The organism is Variovorax sp. PEI5 (genome assembly GCF_056679935.1).
Map to the genome: position 1 here is coordinate 310,876 of NZ_CM155257.1, position 15,856 is coordinate 326,731.

14 protein-coding genes are annotated in these 15,856 nt (G+C 66.0%); 12 read left to right on the plus strand and 2 right to left on the minus strand.

Translation table 11 applies throughout. From position 1 onward, the window contains the following. Positions 1–42 precede the first annotated feature (42 nt). The 3 genes from AC1MLT_RS01430 to AC1MLT_RS01440 all read left to right on the plus strand — a co-directional run bounded on the left by AC1MLT_RS01430 (position 43) and on the right by AC1MLT_RS01440 (position 4,066). Entirely contained in the window at positions 43–1,221 is a 1,179-nt protein-coding gene (locus tag AC1MLT_RS01430; protein WP_481033514.1) for an acetyl-CoA C-acetyltransferase, read from the plus strand. A gap of 213 nt (positions 1,222–1,434) precedes the next feature. Further along, positions 1,435–2,172 (plus strand): acetoacetyl-CoA reductase, encoded by a 738-nt coding sequence (phbB, locus tag AC1MLT_RS01435; protein WP_481033515.1) that lies wholly within the window; start codon positions 1,435–1,437, stop codon positions 2,170–2,172. Positions 2,173–2,377: 205 nt separating this feature from the next. After that, positions 2,378–4,066, plus strand: a complete 1,689-nt coding sequence (locus AC1MLT_RS01440; protein ID WP_481033516.1) for a cation:proton antiporter domain-containing protein — start codon at positions 2,378–2,380, stop codon at positions 4,064–4,066. A 58-nt stretch (positions 4,067–4,124) separates the two neighbouring features. On the opposite strand, the gene AC1MLT_RS01445 is transcribed toward AC1MLT_RS01440, so the two are convergent. Beyond that, positions 4,125–4,529, minus strand: coding sequence for a hypothetical protein (locus AC1MLT_RS01445; protein WP_481033517.1), 405 nt, complete (start codon positions 4,527–4,529; stop codon positions 4,125–4,127). A gap of 281 nt (positions 4,530–4,810) precedes the next feature. On the opposite strand from AC1MLT_RS01445, the gene AC1MLT_RS01450 reads away from it, so the two are divergent. The 3 genes from AC1MLT_RS01450 to dusA all read left to right on the plus strand — a co-directional run bounded on the left by AC1MLT_RS01450 (position 4,811) and on the right by dusA (position 6,608). Further along, positions 4,811–4,999, plus strand: coding sequence for a hypothetical protein (locus AC1MLT_RS01450; RefSeq protein ID WP_481035078.1), 189 nt, complete (start codon positions 4,811–4,813; stop codon positions 4,997–4,999). 215 nt (positions 5,000–5,214) lie between these two features. Continuing rightward, positions 5,215–5,607 carry a response regulator gene (locus AC1MLT_RS01455; protein WP_481033518.1) on the plus strand — a complete coding sequence of 131 codons (393 nt, stop codon included), beginning with the start codon at positions 5,215–5,217 and terminating at the stop codon, positions 5,605–5,607. Continuing rightward, positions 5,604–6,608, plus strand: a complete 1,005-nt coding sequence (dusA, locus tag AC1MLT_RS01460; RefSeq protein ID WP_481033519.1) for a tRNA dihydrouridine(20/20a) synthase DusA — start codon at positions 5,604–5,606, stop codon at positions 6,606–6,608. Before AC1MLT_RS01455 ends, dusA begins: the two co-directional genes overlap by 4 nt. Positions 6,609–6,627: 19 nt before the next feature. Here dusA and AC1MLT_RS01465 read toward each other — a convergent pair whose 3' ends face one another. Continuing rightward, on the minus strand, positions 6,628–7,275 hold the full coding sequence (locus AC1MLT_RS01465) for a GntR family transcriptional regulator (RefSeq protein WP_481033520.1): 648 nt from the start codon (positions 7,273–7,275) through the stop codon (positions 6,628–6,630). Positions 7,276–7,440: 165 nt separating this feature from the next. Between AC1MLT_RS01465 and scpA the strand changes: the two genes are divergently transcribed. The 6 genes from scpA to AC1MLT_RS01495 are packed head-to-tail and all read left to right on the plus strand — an operon-like array spanning position 7,441 to position 15,854. Further along, positions 7,441–9,594: a methylmalonyl-CoA mutase gene (gene scpA / locus AC1MLT_RS01470; RefSeq protein WP_481033521.1), complete on the plus strand. Its 2,154-nt coding sequence runs from the start codon at positions 7,441–7,443 to the stop codon at positions 9,592–9,594. Between the two features lie 2 nt (positions 9,595–9,596). Continuing rightward, positions 9,597–10,670, plus strand: a complete 1,074-nt coding sequence (meaB, locus tag AC1MLT_RS01475; protein WP_481033522.1) for a methylmalonyl Co-A mutase-associated GTPase MeaB — start codon at positions 9,597–9,599, stop codon at positions 10,668–10,670. Between the two features lie 55 nt (positions 10,671–10,725). Further along, a complete protein-coding gene (locus tag AC1MLT_RS01480; protein ID WP_481033523.1) occupies positions 10,726–12,258 on the plus strand; it encodes an acyl-CoA carboxylase subunit beta in 1,533 nt (510 codons plus the stop codon). A gap of 16 nt (positions 12,259–12,274) precedes the next feature. Continuing rightward, the gene (locus tag AC1MLT_RS01485) at positions 12,275–14,323 is read left to right on the plus strand and encodes an acetyl-CoA carboxylase biotin carboxylase subunit (RefSeq protein WP_481033524.1); all 2,049 of its coding nucleotides are present in this window, start codon (positions 12,275–12,277) and stop codon (positions 14,321–14,323) included. After that, complete coding sequence (gene bioB, locus AC1MLT_RS01490) at positions 14,323–15,357, plus strand: biotin synthase BioB (RefSeq protein ID WP_481033525.1); 1,035 nt, start codon at positions 14,323–14,325, stop codon at positions 15,355–15,357. The genes AC1MLT_RS01485 and bioB overlap by 1 nt, the downstream gene beginning before the upstream one ends. Beyond that, positions 15,354–15,854 (plus strand): VOC family protein, encoded by a 501-nt coding sequence (locus AC1MLT_RS01495; protein WP_481033526.1) that lies wholly within the window; start codon positions 15,354–15,356, stop codon positions 15,852–15,854. Before bioB ends, AC1MLT_RS01495 begins: the two co-directional genes overlap by 4 nt. Positions 15,855–15,856: the final 2 nt, after the last annotated feature.

A 15,856-nucleotide genomic window follows, 5' to 3' on the forward strand; every position in this document is an offset into this window, starting at 1 on the left:
CCTCATCGAGAAATATTCAAACTGGAAGAACGGAGAACATTCATGGAAGACATCGTCATCGTTTCGGCTGCACGGACCGCCGTCGGCAAGTTCGGCGGATCACTCGCCGGCATCCCCGCAACCGAACTCGGCGCGCTGGTGATCAAGGAAGTGCTGGCACGAGCGCGTCTTGGCAATGATCAGATCGGCGAGGTGATCATGGGTCAGGTGCTGGCTGCCGGCGCCGGACAGAACCCCGCGCGCCAGTCGCTCCTCAAGAGCGGCATCGCCCGCGAGACGCCGGGCCTCACCATCAACGCGGTGTGCGGCTCTGGTCTGAAAGCGGTCATGTTGGCGGCCCAGGCCGTGGCGACCGGCGACAGCGAGATCGTCATCGCTGGCGGCCAGGAAAACATGAGCCTGGCGCCCCACGTGCTGCCCAACTCGCGCAACGGACAACGCATGGGCGACTGGAAACTCGTCGACACCATGATCGTGGACGGGCTGTGGGACGTCTACAACCAGTACCACATGGGCATCACGGCCGAGAATGTCGCCAAGGAATACGACATCAGCCGTTCCATGCAGGACGAGCTTGCCCTGGGAAGTCAGACCAAGGCGGCGGCGGCGCAGGACGCAGGCCGGTTCCGTGACGAGATCGTCAGCGTCAACATCCCGCAGAAGAAGGGCGATCCGGTCGTCTTCGACAAGGACGAATTCATCAATCGCAAGACCAATGCCGAAGGCCTCGCCGGTCTGCGTCCGGCGTTCGACAAGGCGGGTGGCGTGACGGCCGGCAACGCGTCCGGGCTGAACGATGGCGCGGCCGCGGTGGTCGTGATGACGGCCAAGAAAGCCGCGGCGCTGGGACTCACGCCGCTCGGGCGCATCGCCAGCTACGCCACTGCGGGCCTCGATCCGAAGATCATGGGCATGGGACCGGTTCCAGCTTCGCAGAAAGCCCTGCAACGCGCGGGCTGGAAGGCGGCGGACCTGGACCTGCTGGAGATCAACGAAGCCTTCGCGGCCCAGGCCTGCGCGGTGAATCGCGAAATGGGCTGGGACACCAGCAAGGTGAACGTCAACGGCGGTGCCATCGCCATCGGCCATCCGATCGGCGCCTCGGGCTGCCGGATCCTGGTGACGCTGCTGCACGAGATGCAGCGTCGCGACGCCAAGAAGGGCATCGCTTCGCTGTGCATCGGCGGCGGCATGGGTGTGGCTCTCACGATCGAACGCTGAGACGCACCCCTGGCCTGGGCTCCTCAATCGATCCCGCGATGGAGTCCGGGTGGTTTCGTGGCGGCCGTCGAAGCCGTCGAAGCTGGACATTCACGGCAGGCCGGCAAAGGATGATTCGGCACTGGCTCAGTGTTTTCCTGCACCTGTCGGCATCGGAACTTTAGTTACAGTGATCTTGTCTCCAAAGAGACAAGTACAAATCAAGGAATCGTCATGAATAAAAAGGTCGCTTACGTCACCGGTGGCATGGGTGGTATTGGAACCGCCATCTGCCAACGCCTGCACAAGGATGGTTTTCGCGTCATCGCCGGCTGTGGGCCGACCCGCGATTTCGCGAAATGGTTGGCCGAACAACGCGATCTAGGATTCGAATTCCATGCTTCCGTCGGCAATGTGGGTGACTGGGCGTCCACCGTCGAAGCCTTCAACCAGGCCAAGTCCGAGCATGGCAGCATCGACGTCCTGGTCAACAATGCCGGCATCACGCGTGACCGCATGTTCCTCAAGATGTCGCCGGAAGACTGGAGCGCGGTGATCGAGACCAATCTCAACAGCATGTTCAACGTCACCAAGCAGGTGGTCGGCGACATGGTGGAGAAAGGCTGGGGCCGCATCATCAACATCAGTTCCGTCAATGGCGCCAAGGGTCAGGCCGGGCAGACCAACTATTCGGCCGCCAAGGCCGGCATGCATGGTTTCACGATGGCACTGGCCCAGGAACTCGCCGCCAAGGGCGTGACCGTCAACACGGTGAGCCCGGGCTACATCGGCACCGACATGGTCAAGGCGATCCGACAGGAAGTGCTCGACAAGATCGTGGCGACCATTCCGGTCAAGCGCCTGGGAGAGCCCAGCGAAATCGCATCGATCATCTCGTGGCTGGCCACCGACGAAGGCGGCTATTCGACCGGCGCGGACTTCTCGGTCAATGGTGGTCTGCACATGCATTGAGGCGAGGTCTGAAAGCCGGGGCGAAGACACGACTCGACAGACGAGTGCGGGTCCGCCACCCGGTCAGAGTCTCCGAGGATTCTTGAAAGACCCGCTTCGGCGGGTTTTTTCATGCCTGTCGCGGTCATGCAGGATGTGGAAGCTACAGTCGGACGGTCACACTGATCCTGCGCGGTCCGCGCACCCTTTCTGCCATTGGACAAGGATGCCCCATAGCGTTTCACTGATCAACACCATCGCCGCGGGACTCGGACTGGCGCTCATTCTGGGTTTTCTCGCGGTCCGCCTCCGACTGCCGGCACTGGTCGGCTATCTGCTCGCGGGCGTGATCCTCGGGCCCTTCACGCCCGGCTTCGTGGCCGACATGGAGATCGCAGCTCAGCTCGCCGAGATCGGCGTGATGCTCCTGATGTTCGGCGTCGGGCTCCATTTCTCGCTGGACGATCTGATGGCGGTACGCAAGATCGCGGTGCCTGGTGCCCTGGTGCAGATCGGCGTGGCGACGCTGCTGGGCGGCGCCCTGGCAACCTGGTGGGGCTGGCACCTGGGAGCGGCACTGGTGTTCGGTCTGGCACTGTCGGTCGCCAGCACGGTGGTACTGCTGCGCGCCCTGGAGAGCCTCGGTCTGCTGGACAGCTACATCGGGCGCATCGCGGTCGGCTGGCTGATCGTCGAGGATCTCGCAATGGTGCTGGTCCTGGTGTTGCTGCCACCATTGGCCGGCGTGCTGGGAGGTCGCGGCAATGGCGGGGATTCCCTGGCCATCTGGCAGACACTGGGCTTCACGATGCTGCAGGTGAGCGGCTTCATCGTCCTGATGCTGGTGGTCGGTCGACGCGTGTTCCCGTGGGTGCTGTGGCAGGTCACGCGCACCGGTTCGCGCGAGCTGTTCACGCTGTGCGTGGTGGCTGCGGCGGTGAGCATCGCATTCGCATCGGCCGCGCTGTTCGGCGTGTCTTTCGCGCTGGGTGCGTTCTTCGCCGGCATGGTGATGCGCGAGTCCGAGTTCAGTCATCGGGCGGCCGAGGAATCGCTGCCATTGCGCGATGCCTTCGCGGTGTTGTTCTTCGTTTCGGTGGGCATGCTGTTCGATCCCGCAGTCCTGCTGGAGCGACCCTTGCAGGTGCTGGCCGTCGTGTTGGTGATCATCGTCGGCAAGTCCATCGCGGCCGGTATGCTCGTGCTGATGTTCCGTTATCCGCTGCGCACGGCATTGACGGTCAGTGCCAGCCTGGCGCAGATCGGCGAGTTCTCGTTCATCCTGATCGCCCTGGGCATGTCGCTCGGGTTGCTACCTAGCGAGGCGCAGAGTCTCGTGCTGGCCGGCGCATTGATTTCGATCGCGACCAATCCGCTGTGGTTCAGCATGATCGGACCCTTGCAGAGATGGCTCCACCGGCGCTTCGCCTTCGCGCGCGCACTCGAACTGCGTGACGATCCGCTGGCCGAACTGCCGATGTCGACCGAAGCCAGATACCTGTCGCGCCAGGTGGTGCTGGTCGGCTATGGAAGAGTGGGGCGCCGTATCGCCGCCGAGTTGAAAGCCCATGAGATTCCGTTCGTCGTCGCCGAGCAGAACCGCGAACTCGTCGAGAGACTCCGCGAGGGCGGAACGGCGGCGGTGTGGGGCGATGCGGCCGAGCCCGCGGTGCTCATCCAGGCTCACATCGCGAAAGCGCAGGTCCTGGTGATCGCGACACCCGACACCCTGCATGTCCAGCAGATGATCGAGAGTGCGCGTCTCTTGAATCCCTCGATCCAGACGGTGATCCGCAGCCACAACGAAGAGGAGGCACGGCTGCTGTCGGAGGATGCGTCAGTGACCGTCTTCCTGGGGGAACACGAGCTGGCCCAATCGATGGCGCGCCGCGTGCTCAAGCATGCCGCTTCCTGAGATGTGAGATGCGCGGCGGGCGCCGCGCACCGCGCACCGCGCATGCATAGGAAGATGCTCAGAGATCTTCGATGACCAACATGCGATAGCGTTGGGCGATCGAATATGGCACCGTGCGAACGACTTCCATGACGCGTTCGGCATCATCCTCGTCCTCGGTCTTGACCATCAATGCTGTGTGGCCTTCCCGCGCCAGCTTGGTATAGGCCCGTACCACCGCGCCCTCGGTGCCAGCGGAAGGCAGAGGGTTATCGGCATCACTGGTGGTCGGCGTGATCTGCGACAAGACGATTTCCGGTGGTAGCAGGTACACCGCATCGGTAGGTACGCCGTTTTCTTCCAACTTCTGGCCTACCGCGCGCGCATCGCCGGCATCCGGAAACATGATGAACGAATGGCCTGTCGGGTAGAAGGCCCCGCCGATGGCAGCTGTCATGCTGGAGTCGAGAGTGAAGTTTTGCATCAGGTCTTCTCAGAACGGTGGAGACGAATTCCAGGTCACGTGCCCTCTGGCAGCGTGGCTGACAGGCTAAGGCATCGAAGGCCGTGGACTGTAGGAAAACCATGGGATTTGACGACACTGGAAGTCAACGCTTTTGCATCGGAGTTTGTAAGCAATAAAATAACATTTGTATCAAAACGTGAATTTCTCGCTGGCGGTACGAGGCTGTGCTCCTTAGGATTCGATCATTCTGAAATCTAAAGTTTTAATTTATGTCGCACTTGCGGAATATCGCGTTGACCGTGCATGAACTCGAAGACGGCGAGTTCTACTGGGTGCTGATGGAAGGAGCCGACTACACCATCGAGGACATCCTGCCTTACCTGCCGATCGAATCGTCCAGCGATCCCTATGGGACCTATGCGAATGCCCTGGTCGCGGGAATGGCTGCCATGCGGCGGATGTTCGGTCCGGGCGGCCCCCGCGACTGAAAGGCGAAGACGATTAACATCCGTGCCAGGGGTGACGTCGATCACGTCGCGTGGCTTCGGTCCACATCCCGGCAGCCGGCAATGTCGACGGCGCCGGGCCCGTCCTTCTCCAAACCGCCGATGCAGATTCCGATGATCTGTGTTCCGTCGGATCCGCCATGAAAGCGGACACCGCAGCGGTCTGAATCTTTTCAACCGCTTTCTCGATTCCGTTCATGACGTTCAGCGTCTTTCTCGTCGAAGACAACCTTTCCGTTCGCGATGGCCTCCTCGGCATGCTGGAGGAGGTCGGCGACGCCACCGTCGTCGGCGTCGCGCCCACCCAGGACGAGGCCACCCGCTGGCTGCTCGAGCATTCGCATCTCTGGCACCTGGTCATCGTCGACCTGTTTCTCTCCGAGGGATCCGGCATGGAGGTCGTGAAGATCTGTGCGCCACGCTCGGCACACCAGCGGGTCGTGGTGCTGACCAACTATGTCGAGGCATCCGCGACGCGCGCGTTGTCGCAGGGTGCCGACGCCGTGTTCGACAAGGCGACACAGCTGGAGGAATTCCTGGCGTACGTGCAGATGTGCGGTGAACAGCATCGACTGCGGGAACAGGCATGACGCCCGGATCGCCCGTTGCCCCGGCGCTGCCGGCCAAGGTGCTGTCGGTGGCCCCGATGCTCGACTGGACCGATCGGCACTGCCGCCAGTTCCATCGTCTGCTGTCGCGCCATGCGCTGCTCTACACCGAGATGGTGACCACCGGTGCCCTGATCCATGGCGATGTCGATCGACACCTGCGGTTCGGGGTCGAGGAACACCCGGTCGCCTTGCAATTGGGCGGCAGCGAGCCCGCCGAGCTGGCGCAGTGCGCGCGCCTGGGCGAGGAATGGGGCTACGACGAGATCAATCTCAATTGTGGTTGTCCGAGCGAGCGGGTCCAGCGCGGGTCCTTCGGCGCCTGCCTGATGGCGGAGCCGACGTTGGTGGCCGATGGCGTCAAGGCGATGCGCGACCAGGTCGACATTCCGGTGACGGTCAAGCATCGCATCGGCATCGACCGGCAGGAGAGCTACGACTTCGTGCGCGACTTCGTCGGCATCGTGAGCGAGGCGGGTTGCGAGGGCTTCATCGTCCATGCGCGCAATGCCTGGCTGCAGGGACTCTCGCCCAAGCAGAATCGCGAGATCCCGCCGCTGCGCCACGAGCTGGTGCATCGCCTCAAGCACGACTTTCCCCACCTGAGGATCTCGCTCAATGGCGGCATCGTCGCCGATGCGCAGGTCCATGAGCACCTGAGGCTGCTCGACGGCGTGATGGTCGGCCGGGAGGCCTATCACAACCCCTGGTGGCTGGCCGGCTGGGATGCGACCTTCTTCGGCGAAGCCGTCGTCGAGCGCACGCGCGAGGACATCGAGCGGTGGATGTGCGACTACATGGTGCGCGAGGCCGCCAGTCACGGCACGCCCTGGTCGAACATCGCCCGCCACATGCTGGGCCTGCGCAACGGCCTGCCCGGAGCGCGCCGCTGGCGCCAGGTCTGGAGCGACCATCGGCTGAAGTCGATGGGACCGCACGAGGTGATGGCGCTGGCGCACGCGCCCGCCCACGCCTCTGCCTGAGGGCCTCGCGGCCCGCGCTTCAGGCCGCCGCTTCCAGACCGTTGTCGAAGTGCTCGCGCATGCGCGCCGTCGCGGCATCGACGTCATGCGCGAGCAGCGCGTCCATCAGGGCGCGATGCTCGGCCAGCGAATCCTCGATGCGTCCGGTCTTGAGCAGCGAGTCGTAGCGGTTGAGCTTCATGACCTTGCGCAGGTCGGTCACCATCTGCGTGCGCCAGCGGTTGTCGGCGATCTCCAGCAGGCGCATGTGGAAGCGCTCGTTGATCATGAAGAAATGGCCTCGGTCGACCTGATCGGCCGCCGCCGCGGCTTCGAGCTGATCGTGCAGCGACTGCAGTTCGGCGAGCTGCGCGGGCGAGGCGCCATGCGCCACGGCGCCGGCCGCGTCGCTCTCCAGCAGCGACAGCAGGTGATAGACATCCGCCAGGTCCCGGCGCGATACCTCGGTGACATAGGCCCCGCGACGTACCTTCATCGTCACCAGGCCCTCGGCCGCCAGCACCTTCAGGGCTTCCCGAAGCGGCGTGCGGCTGATGCCGTAGGCCTCGGCGAGTTTCATCTCGTCGATCCAGGCGCCGGGAGCGAGTTCGTGGCTGAAGATGCGCTGACGCACCCGTTCGGCCACTTCCTGGTAGAGGGCTCGGGGCGTGAGGGTGGCGGCGGACATGGCGGCGAATGTACCGCAGAAAATGGATTGAATTAATAATTACAGAAGCGTTAAACTGCCGCGCCGACGTCCCGGGAACCGGGGCCTCCTCCTCTATCCCTCTCGATGCGCGCCCTGGGGCGCGCGTCCGACCCCTTCCACGAATCCGCCGCAGGCGCCATCAGCATGCCCGAACCGACCTTCAAGACCGCCGACCTCGCCGCCTGGACGCGTGCCGCCGCGAAGTCGGCACCCGGTGGCGACCTGGACGCACTGACCTGGACCACGCCCGACGGCATCAAGGTCAAGCCGCTCTACACCGCAGCGGACCTGCAGGGTCTGCGATACACCGACACCCTGCCCGGCTTCGAGCCCTACCTGCGCGGTCCTCAGGCGACGATGTATGCGGTGCGCCCCTGGACCATCCGGCAATACGCGGGCTTCTCGACGGCGGAGGAGTCCAATGCCTTCTACCGCAAGGCGCTGGCCGCCGGCGGGCAGGGCGTCTCGGTGGCGTTCGACCTGGCGACGCACCGCGGCTACGACAGCGACCATCCGCGCGTGACCGGCGACGTCGGCAAGGCGGGGGTGGCGATCGATTCGGTGGAGGACATGAAGATCCTGTTCGATCGCATTCCGCTCGACAAGGTCAGCGTGTCGATGACCATGAATGGCGCCGTGCTGCCGGTGCTGGCGGGCTACGTGGTCGCCGCCGAGGAGCAGGGCGTGGCGCAGGACCAGCTCAGCGGGACCATCCAGAACGACATCCTCAAGGAGTTCATGGTCCGCAACACCTACATCTTCCCGCCCGCGCCGAGCATGCGGATCATCGGCGACATCATCGAGTACACGGCCCACAAGATGCCGAAGTTCAACTCGATCAGCATCAGCGGCTACCACATGCAGGAAGCCGGCGCCAATCAGGCGCTGGAGCTGGCCTTCACCCTGGCCGATGGCAAGGAGTACGTGAAGACGGCATTGGCCAAGGGACTCGACGTCGACGTGTTCGCGGGCCGGCTCTCGTTCTTCTGGGCCATCGGCATGAACTTCTATCTCGAGGTCGCGAAGATGCGTGCCGCGCGCCTGCTGTGGTGCCGGATCATGAAGGAGTTCGAGCCGAAGAACCCCAAGAGCCTGATGCTGCGCACGCACTGCCAGACCTCCGGCTGGTCGCTGACCGAGCAGGACCCCTACAACAACGTCGTGCGCACCACCATCGAGGCGATGGCGGCGGTCTTCGGCGGCACGCAGAGCCTGCACACCAACGCGCTCGACGAGGCCATCGCGCTGCCGACCGAGTTCTCAGCCCGCATCGCCCGCAACACCCAGCTCATCATCCAGGAGGAGACCCACATCACCAGCGTGATCGACCCCTGGGCCGGCAGCTACATGATGGAGAAGCTGACGCAGGACATGGCCGATGCCGCCTGGGCCCTGATCGAGGAGGTCGAGGCGATGGGCGGCATGACGCGCGCCGTCGACAGCGGCTGGGCCAAGCTGAAGATCGAGGCGGCGGCGGCCGACAAGCAGGCGCGCATCGATTCGGGCCGCGACGTCATCGTCGGCGTCAACAAGTACAAGCTGAAGACCGAGGATGCGATCGACAGCCTCTCCATCGACAACGTGCGCGTGCGCGACGGACAGATCGCCAAGCTCCAGGCGATCCGCGCGACGCGCGACGGCGCCGCCGTGCAGGCCGCCCTCGACGCGCTGACCGCCGCCGCCGAGAGCGGCGAGGGCAACCTGCTGGCGCTCTCGATCGACGCCGTCCGCCTGCGCGCGACCGTCGGCGAGATCAGCGATGCGCTGGAGAAGGTCTACGGCCGCCATCGCGCCGACACGCAGAAGGTGACCGGCGTCTATGCCGCGGCCTACGACTCGGCCGAGGGCTGGGAGGCGCTGCAGCACGAGATCGCCGCCTTCGCCGAGGCGCAGGGCCGGCGCCCGCGCGTGATGATCTCCAAGCTCGGCCAGGACGGTCACGACCGTGGCGCCAAGGTCGTCGCCACCGCCTTCGCCGACCTGGGCTTCGACGTCGACATGGGACCGCTGTTCCAGACGCCGGAGGAGTGCGCGCGCCAGGCGATCGAGAACGACGTCCATGCGGTGGGCGTCTCCACGCTCGCCGCCGGGCACAAGACGCTGGTGCCGGCCATCATCGCCGAGCTGAAGAAGCAGGGCGCCGACGACATCATCGTCTTCGTCGGCGGCGTGATCCCGCGCGGCGACTACGAAATGCTCTACGAAGCCGGCGTGAAGGGCATCTACGGCCCGGGCACGCCGATCCCGGCCAGCGCCAAGGACGTGCTGGAGCAGATCCGGGCGGCGGTGGCGGCCTGACGATGCGTCCTTCGAGCGTGCCGGTGGCGGCCGAGGACGTGCTCCAGGCCGAGGGGCCGCGTCAGCGTCGCGCCATCGCCAAGGCGATCACCCTGCTGGAGTCGACCCGCGCCGATCATCGCGCCCGGGGCGACGAGCTGCTCACCGCGCTGCTGCCGCACACCGGACGGAGTTTCCGCCTCGGCATCTCCGGCGTGCCGGGCGTGGGCAAGTCGACCTTCATCGAGACGCTGGGGCTGCTGCTGATCGAGCGCGGCCATCGCGTGGCGGTGCTGACCATCGATCCGTCGTCGACCGTCTCCGGCGGCTCCATCCTGGGCGACAAGACGCGCATGGAGCGCCTGTCGGTCCACGAGCGCGCCTACATCCGGCCGAGTCCGTCGTCGGGCACGCTCGGGGGCGTGGCCGAGAAGACGCGCGAGGCGATGCTGGTGTGCGAGGCCGCCGGCCATGACATCGTCATCGTCGAGACCGTGGGCGTGGGCCAGAGCGAGACCGCGGTCGCCGGCATGACCGACATGTTCGTGCTGATGCAATTGCCCAATGCCGGCGACGACCTGCAGGCGATCAAGAAGGGCGTGATGGAGATCGCCGACCTGGTGGTCATCAACAAGGCCGACCTCGACCGCGATGCCGCGACGCGCGCCCAGTCCCAGATCACGTCGGCCCTGCGCCTCTTCGGCCACCATGGCAATCCGGCGCACGCGCAGGCGATGCGGGCGGCGCACGCCGAGCCCGGATCGCCCGAGGCGGAGATCCGCTTCTGGCAGCCGCGGGTGCTGCAGCTCAGCGCCCTGGCGGGCACCGGCGTCGATGCCTTCTGGGAGGCCGTCACGGAATTCCGCCGGCTGCAGGAGACCCATGGCAAGCTCGCCGCGCGTCGCGAGAAGCAGTCGCTGGCCTGGATGTGGGAGCGCATCGATGCCGGGCTGAAACAGGCGTTCCGCCAGCATCCGCGGGTACGCGGACAACTCGCCGACACCGTCGAGCGCATCACCGCCGGCACGCTCGCGCCCTCGACCGCCGCGCGCGAACTGCTCGCGCTCGCGCGCCAGGACGCGGACCCGGCGTCCTGACCGCCTCTCTCCCATCCCTCTCCTTTTTTCTTCCCCAACGTCCAGAACCAGCGCCATGAAAGACATCCTCGAACAACTGGAAAAACGACGCGCGCAGGCGCGTCTGGGCGGCGGCCAGAAGCGCATCGACGCGCAGCACGCCAAGGGCAAGCTGACGGCGCGCGAGCGCATCGAACTGCTGCTCGACGACAACACCTTCGAGGAGTGGGACATGTTCGTCGAGCACCGCTCGAGCGACTTCGGCATGGCCGACAACAAGATCCCCGGCGACGGCGTCGTCACCGGCTACGGCATGATCAACGGCCGTCTGGTGTTCGTCTTCAGCCAGGACTTCACCGTCTTCGGCGGCGCGCTGTCCGAGGCCCACGCGGAGAAGATCTGCAAGGTGATGGACCAGGCGATGAAGGTCGGCGCGCCGGTGATCGGCCTGAACGATTCGGGCGGCGCGCGCATCCAGGAAGGCGTGGCCTCGCTCGGCGGCTATGCCGACGTCTTCCAGCGCAACGTGATGGCCAGTGGCGTGGTGCCCCAGATCAGCATGATCATGGGTCCGTGCGCGGGTGGCGCGGTGTATTCGCCGGCCATGACGGACTTCATCTTCATGGTCCGAGACAGCTCCTACATGTTCGTCACCGGCCCCGAGGTCGTGAAGACCGTGACGCACGAGGACGTGACGGCCGAGGAACTGGGCGGAGCGCTCACGCACACCACCAAGAGTGGCGTGGCCGACATGGCCTTCGAGAACGACGTCGAGGCGCTGATGATGCTGCGCCGGCTCTACAACTACCTGCCCTTGAACAACCGCGAGAAGCCGCCCGTGCGCCCGAGTGGCGACCCGGCCGATCGCGCCGACGCCTCGCTCGACACCCTGGTGCCGGACAACGCCAACAAGCCCTACGACATGCTGGAGCTGATCACCAAGGTGGTCGACGACGGCGACTTCTTCGAGCTGCAGCCCGACTACGCGAAGAACATCGTCATCGGCTTCGCGCGCATGGAGGGCCAGAGCGTGGGCATCGTCGCCAACCAGCCGCTGGTGCTGGCGGGCTGCCTGGACATCCGCTCGTCGATCAAGGCCGCGCGCTTCGTGCGTTTCTGCGATGCCTTCAACATTCCGGTCATCACCTTCGTCGACGTGCCCGGCTTCATGCCCGGCACCAGCCAGGAGTACGGCGGCATCATCAAGCACGGCGCCAAGCTGCTCTATGCCTATGCCGAATGCACGGTGCCCAAGATCACCGTGATCACCCGCAAGGCCTATGGCGGCGCCTACGACGTGATGGCTTCCAAGCATCTGCGCGGCGACGTCAACCTGGCCTGGCCGCGTGCCGAGATCGCGGTGATGGGCGCCAAGGGCGCGGTCGAGATCATCTTCCGCGAGGACAAGAACGATCCCGAGAAGCTCGCCGCCCGCGAGGCCGAGTACAAGGCCCGCTTCGCCAATCCCTATGTCGCCAGCACGCGCGGCTACATCGACGACGTGATCCTGCCGAGCGAGACGCGCCGCCGCATCTGCCGCAGCCTGGTGATGCTGCGCGACAAGAAGCTCGAGAACCCGTGGCGCAAGCACGGCAACATCCCCTTGTGAGACCGGAGACAGGCACATGTTCAAGAAAATCCTGATCGCCAACCGCGGCGAGATCGCCTGCCGCGTCATCAAGACCGCCCGCAAGATGGGCATCGCGACCGTGGCGGTGTATTCCGACGCCGACCGCGACGCGCGCCATGTCGAGCTGGCCGACGAGGCCGTGCACATCGGCGCCTCGCCCAGCCGCGAGAGCTACCTGCGCGCGGACCGGATCATCGAGGCCTGCAGGCAGACCGGCGCCGAGGCGGTCCATCCGGGCTACGGCTTCCTGTCGGAGAACGAGGCCTTCGCACGCGAGGTGGAGGAGGCGGGCATCGTCTTCATCGGCCCCAAGCACCATTCCATCGCGGCGATGGGCGACAAGATCGCCTCCAAGAAGCTGGCCAAGGACGCGGCGGTCAACACCATCCCCGGCTGGAACGACGCCATCGAGACGGCCGAGCGCGCCGTCGAGATCGCCCGCGACGTCGGCTATCCGGTGATGATCAAGGCGTCGGCCGGCGGCGGCGGCAAGGGCCTGCGCGTGGCCTTCGACGACAAGGAGGCCTTCGAGGGCTTCACCTCGTGCCGCAACGAGGCGCGCAACTCGTTCGGCGACGACCGGGTCTTCATCGAGAAGTTCGTCGAGGAGCCGCGTCACATCGAGATCCAGGTGCTCGGCGATTCGCAGGGCCACGTGATCTACCTCAACGAGCGCGAATGCTCGATCCAGCGTCGCCACCAGAAGGTGATCGAGGAGGCGCCGTCGCCCTTCATCAGCGACGCCACGCGTCGCGCGATGGGCGAGCAGGCGGTGGCGCTGGCCCAGGCCGTGAACTACCAGAGCGCCGGCACGGTGGAGTTCGTGGTCGGCAAGGACCAGAGTTTCTACTTCCTGGAGATGAACACGCGCCTGCAGGTCGAGCATCCGGTGACCGAGTGCATCACCGGGCTCGATCTGGTGGAGCTGATGATCCGCGTGGCCGCCGGCGAGCCGTTGCCGCTGACGCAGGCCGAGGTCAAACGCGAGGGCTGGGCCATCGAGTGCCGCATCAACGCCGAGGATCCGTTTCGCAACTTCCTGCCGTCCACCGGCCGGCTGGTGAAGTTCCAGCCGCCCAGGGAAACCATGTTCGCCGCCGACACCGAGCACCTCTATGGCGTGCGCGTGGACACCGGCGTCTACGACGGCGGCGAGATCCCGATGTTCTACGACTCGATGATCGCCAAGCTGATCGTGCACGGCCGCGACCGCGCGCACGCGATCGCGCGGATGCGCGAGGCGCTCGACGCCTTCGTCATCCGCGGCGTCGGCAGCAACATCCCGTTCCAGGCCGCGTTGCTCGCGCATCCGAAATTCGTCGCTGGCGACTTCAACACCGGCTTCATCGCCGAGCACTACGGCCAGGGCTTCCGCGCCGAGGACGTGGTGCACGAGGATCCCGACTTCCTCGTCGCGCTCGCGGCGTTCATGCATCGGCGCTACCGGGCGCGTGCCTCGGGCATCAGCGGCCAGCTCGAAGGCCACGGGGTCAAGGTCGGCGAGCGCTTCGTCGTCGTCACCCTGGGTGCCGGCGGCGAGAACGCGCACACGCCGGTGTCGGTCACCGACTTCAAGGGCAAGACCGGTTCCAGCGCGGTGCAGGTCAATGGCAAGACCTACCAGATCGACAGCACGGCGACGCTGGGCGATCCACGCGTCGAGGGCATCGTCAACGACCGGCCGTTCTTCGCCCAGGTCGAGCGCGGCGCGGGCCGCAATCCGCTCGCGCTGCGCGTGGCGCACCACGGCACCCGCATCGACGCCATGGTGCTGTCGCCGCTGGGCGCGCGACTGCACGAACTCATGCCCTACAAGGCGCCGCCGGACCTCAGCAAGTTCCTGATGTCGCCGATGCCGGGGCTGCTCGTGGAGGTGGCGGTGCAGCCGGGTCAGCAAGTGCAGGCCGGCGAGAAGCTGGCCGTGATCGAGGCCATGAAGATGGAGAACGTCCTGTTCGCCGCGCGCGACGGCGTGGTCGGCGCGATCTCGGCCGCCAGGGGCGATTCGCTGGCGGTGGACCAGGTCATCCTGGAGTTCGTCTGATGGGTGCCAACGATCTGAAGACGGTGACCTTGCACCGCCCGGCGCCGGCGTCGAGCCCGGTGGTCGAACCGGCGCGGCCCTGGACCGTCGAGGCGATCCAGGCCTTGCTGGACAAGCCCTTCCTGGACCTGCTGTTCGAGGCGCAGAGCGTGCACCGCGCGCATTGGCCGGAAGGCACGATCGAACTGGCGACGCTGCTGTCGGTGAAGACCGGCGGCTGCCCGGAGAACTGTGGCTACTGTCCGCAGTCGGCCGAGTTCGACACCGGCGTGCAGGCCGGCAAGCTGATGGCGGTCGACGAGGTGCGGCGCGCCGCCCAGGCCGCCAGGGACGCGGGAGCGACCCGGTTCTGCATGGGCGCCGCCTGGCGCGCGCCCAAGGATCGAGACATCGAGAAGATGGCCGAGCTGATCGGCGCCGTGAAGGACCTCGGACTGCAGACCTGCGCCACGCTGGGCATGCTGGAGGCGCATCAGGCCGGGGCACTGCGCGATGCCGGACTCGACTACTACAACCACAACCTGGACACCGCGCCCGAGTACTACACCGATGTCGTCAGCACCCGCATGTACCAGGATCGGCTCGATACCCTGCGCCACGTGCGCGAGGCCGGCATCGGCGTGTGCTGCGGCGGCATCGTCGGCATGGGCGAGACGCCGGTGCATCGTGCCGGCCTGATCGCCCAGCTGGCCAACCTGCAGCCCTATCCGGATTCGGTGCCGATCAACAGTCTGGTGCGGGTGCCCGGCACGCCGCTGGCCGACAGCGAGCCGATCGATCCGCTGGACTTCGTGCGCGTGATCGCGGTCGCCCGCATCACGATGCCGCGCGCGCGCGTGCGCCTGTCGGCCGGCCGCCAGCAACTCGGCGACGCGGTCCAGGCCCTGTGCTTCATGGCGGGGGCCAACTCCATCTTCCATGGCGACAAGCTGCTGGTCACGGGCAATCCGGAGGTCGAGGCCGACGTCCGGCTCCTGGCCCGACTGGGGCTCAATGGCCATCGCGTCGCCGCTTCCTCCGAGGTCACCACATGAACACCCCGTCGCGTCCGTTCCAGGTGCTGGGCATCCAGCAGATCGCCATCGGCGGCCTCGACAAGCTGCGATTGCGGAGATTGTGGGTCGACATGCTCGGTCTGGAGGTGGCGGGCACCTTCAAGAGCGAACGCGAAAACGTCGACGAGGACATCTGCGTCATCGGCCGGGGTCCATTCAAGGTCGAGGTCGATCTCATGCAGCCGCTCGACCCCGATGCCAAGCCCGCCGTCCACGCGACGCCGCTCAATCACATCGGCCTGTGGATCGACGATCTGCCGGCCGCCGTCGAGTGGCTGACGGGGCAGGGCGTGCGCTTCGCACCGGGCGGCATCCGGCAGGGCGCGGCCGGCTTCGACATCTGCTTCCTGCATCCCAAGGCCAGCGACGAGTTCCCGATCGCCGGGGAGGGCGTGCTGGTGGAGATGGTGCAGGCGCCACCCGAGGTGGTGCGGGCCTTCGCGGCACTGGCCGCTGCGAGCCCCGCCGTTTCCTGAGC

What these genes read in the sequence shown, in the direction of transcription:
- AC1MLT_RS01430 (WP_481033514.1), top strand. Translation starts at nt 43, where the DNA reads ATGGAAGACATCGTCATCGTTTCGGCTGCACGGACCGCCGTCGGCAAG.
- phbB (WP_481033515.1), top strand. Translation starts at nt 1,435, where the DNA reads ATGAATAAAAAGGTCGCTTACGTCACCGGTGGCATGGGTGGTATTGGA.
- AC1MLT_RS01440 (WP_481033516.1), top strand. Translation starts at nt 2,378, where the DNA reads ATGCCCCATAGCGTTTCACTGATCAACACCATCGCCGCGGGACTCGGA.
- AC1MLT_RS01445 (WP_481033517.1), bottom strand. Translation starts at nt 4,529, where the DNA reads ATGCAAAACTTCACTCTCGACTCCAGCATGACAGCTGCCATCGGCGGG.
- AC1MLT_RS01455 (WP_481033518.1), top strand. Translation starts at nt 5,215, where the DNA reads ATGACGTTCAGCGTCTTTCTCGTCGAAGACAACCTTTCCGTTCGCGAT.
- dusA (WP_481033519.1), top strand. Translation starts at nt 5,604, where the DNA reads ATGACGCCCGGATCGCCCGTTGCCCCGGCGCTGCCGGCCAAGGTGCTG.
- AC1MLT_RS01465 (WP_481033520.1), bottom strand. Translation starts at nt 7,275, where the DNA reads ATGTCCGCCGCCACCCTCACGCCCCGAGCCCTCTACCAGGAAGTGGCC.
- scpA (WP_481033521.1), top strand. Translation starts at nt 7,441, where the DNA reads ATGCCCGAACCGACCTTCAAGACCGCCGACCTCGCCGCCTGGACGCGT.
- meaB (WP_481033522.1), top strand. Translation starts at nt 9,597, where the DNA reads ATGCGTCCTTCGAGCGTGCCGGTGGCGGCCGAGGACGTGCTCCAGGCC.
- AC1MLT_RS01480 (WP_481033523.1), top strand. Translation starts at nt 10,726, where the DNA reads ATGAAAGACATCCTCGAACAACTGGAAAAACGACGCGCGCAGGCGCGT.
- AC1MLT_RS01485 (WP_481033524.1), top strand. Translation starts at nt 12,275, where the DNA reads ATGTTCAAGAAAATCCTGATCGCCAACCGCGGCGAGATCGCCTGCCGC.
- bioB (WP_481033525.1), top strand. Translation starts at nt 14,323, where the DNA reads ATGGGTGCCAACGATCTGAAGACGGTGACCTTGCACCGCCCGGCGCCG.
- AC1MLT_RS01495 (WP_481033526.1), top strand. Translation starts at nt 15,354, where the DNA reads ATGAACACCCCGTCGCGTCCGTTCCAGGTGCTGGGCATCCAGCAGATC.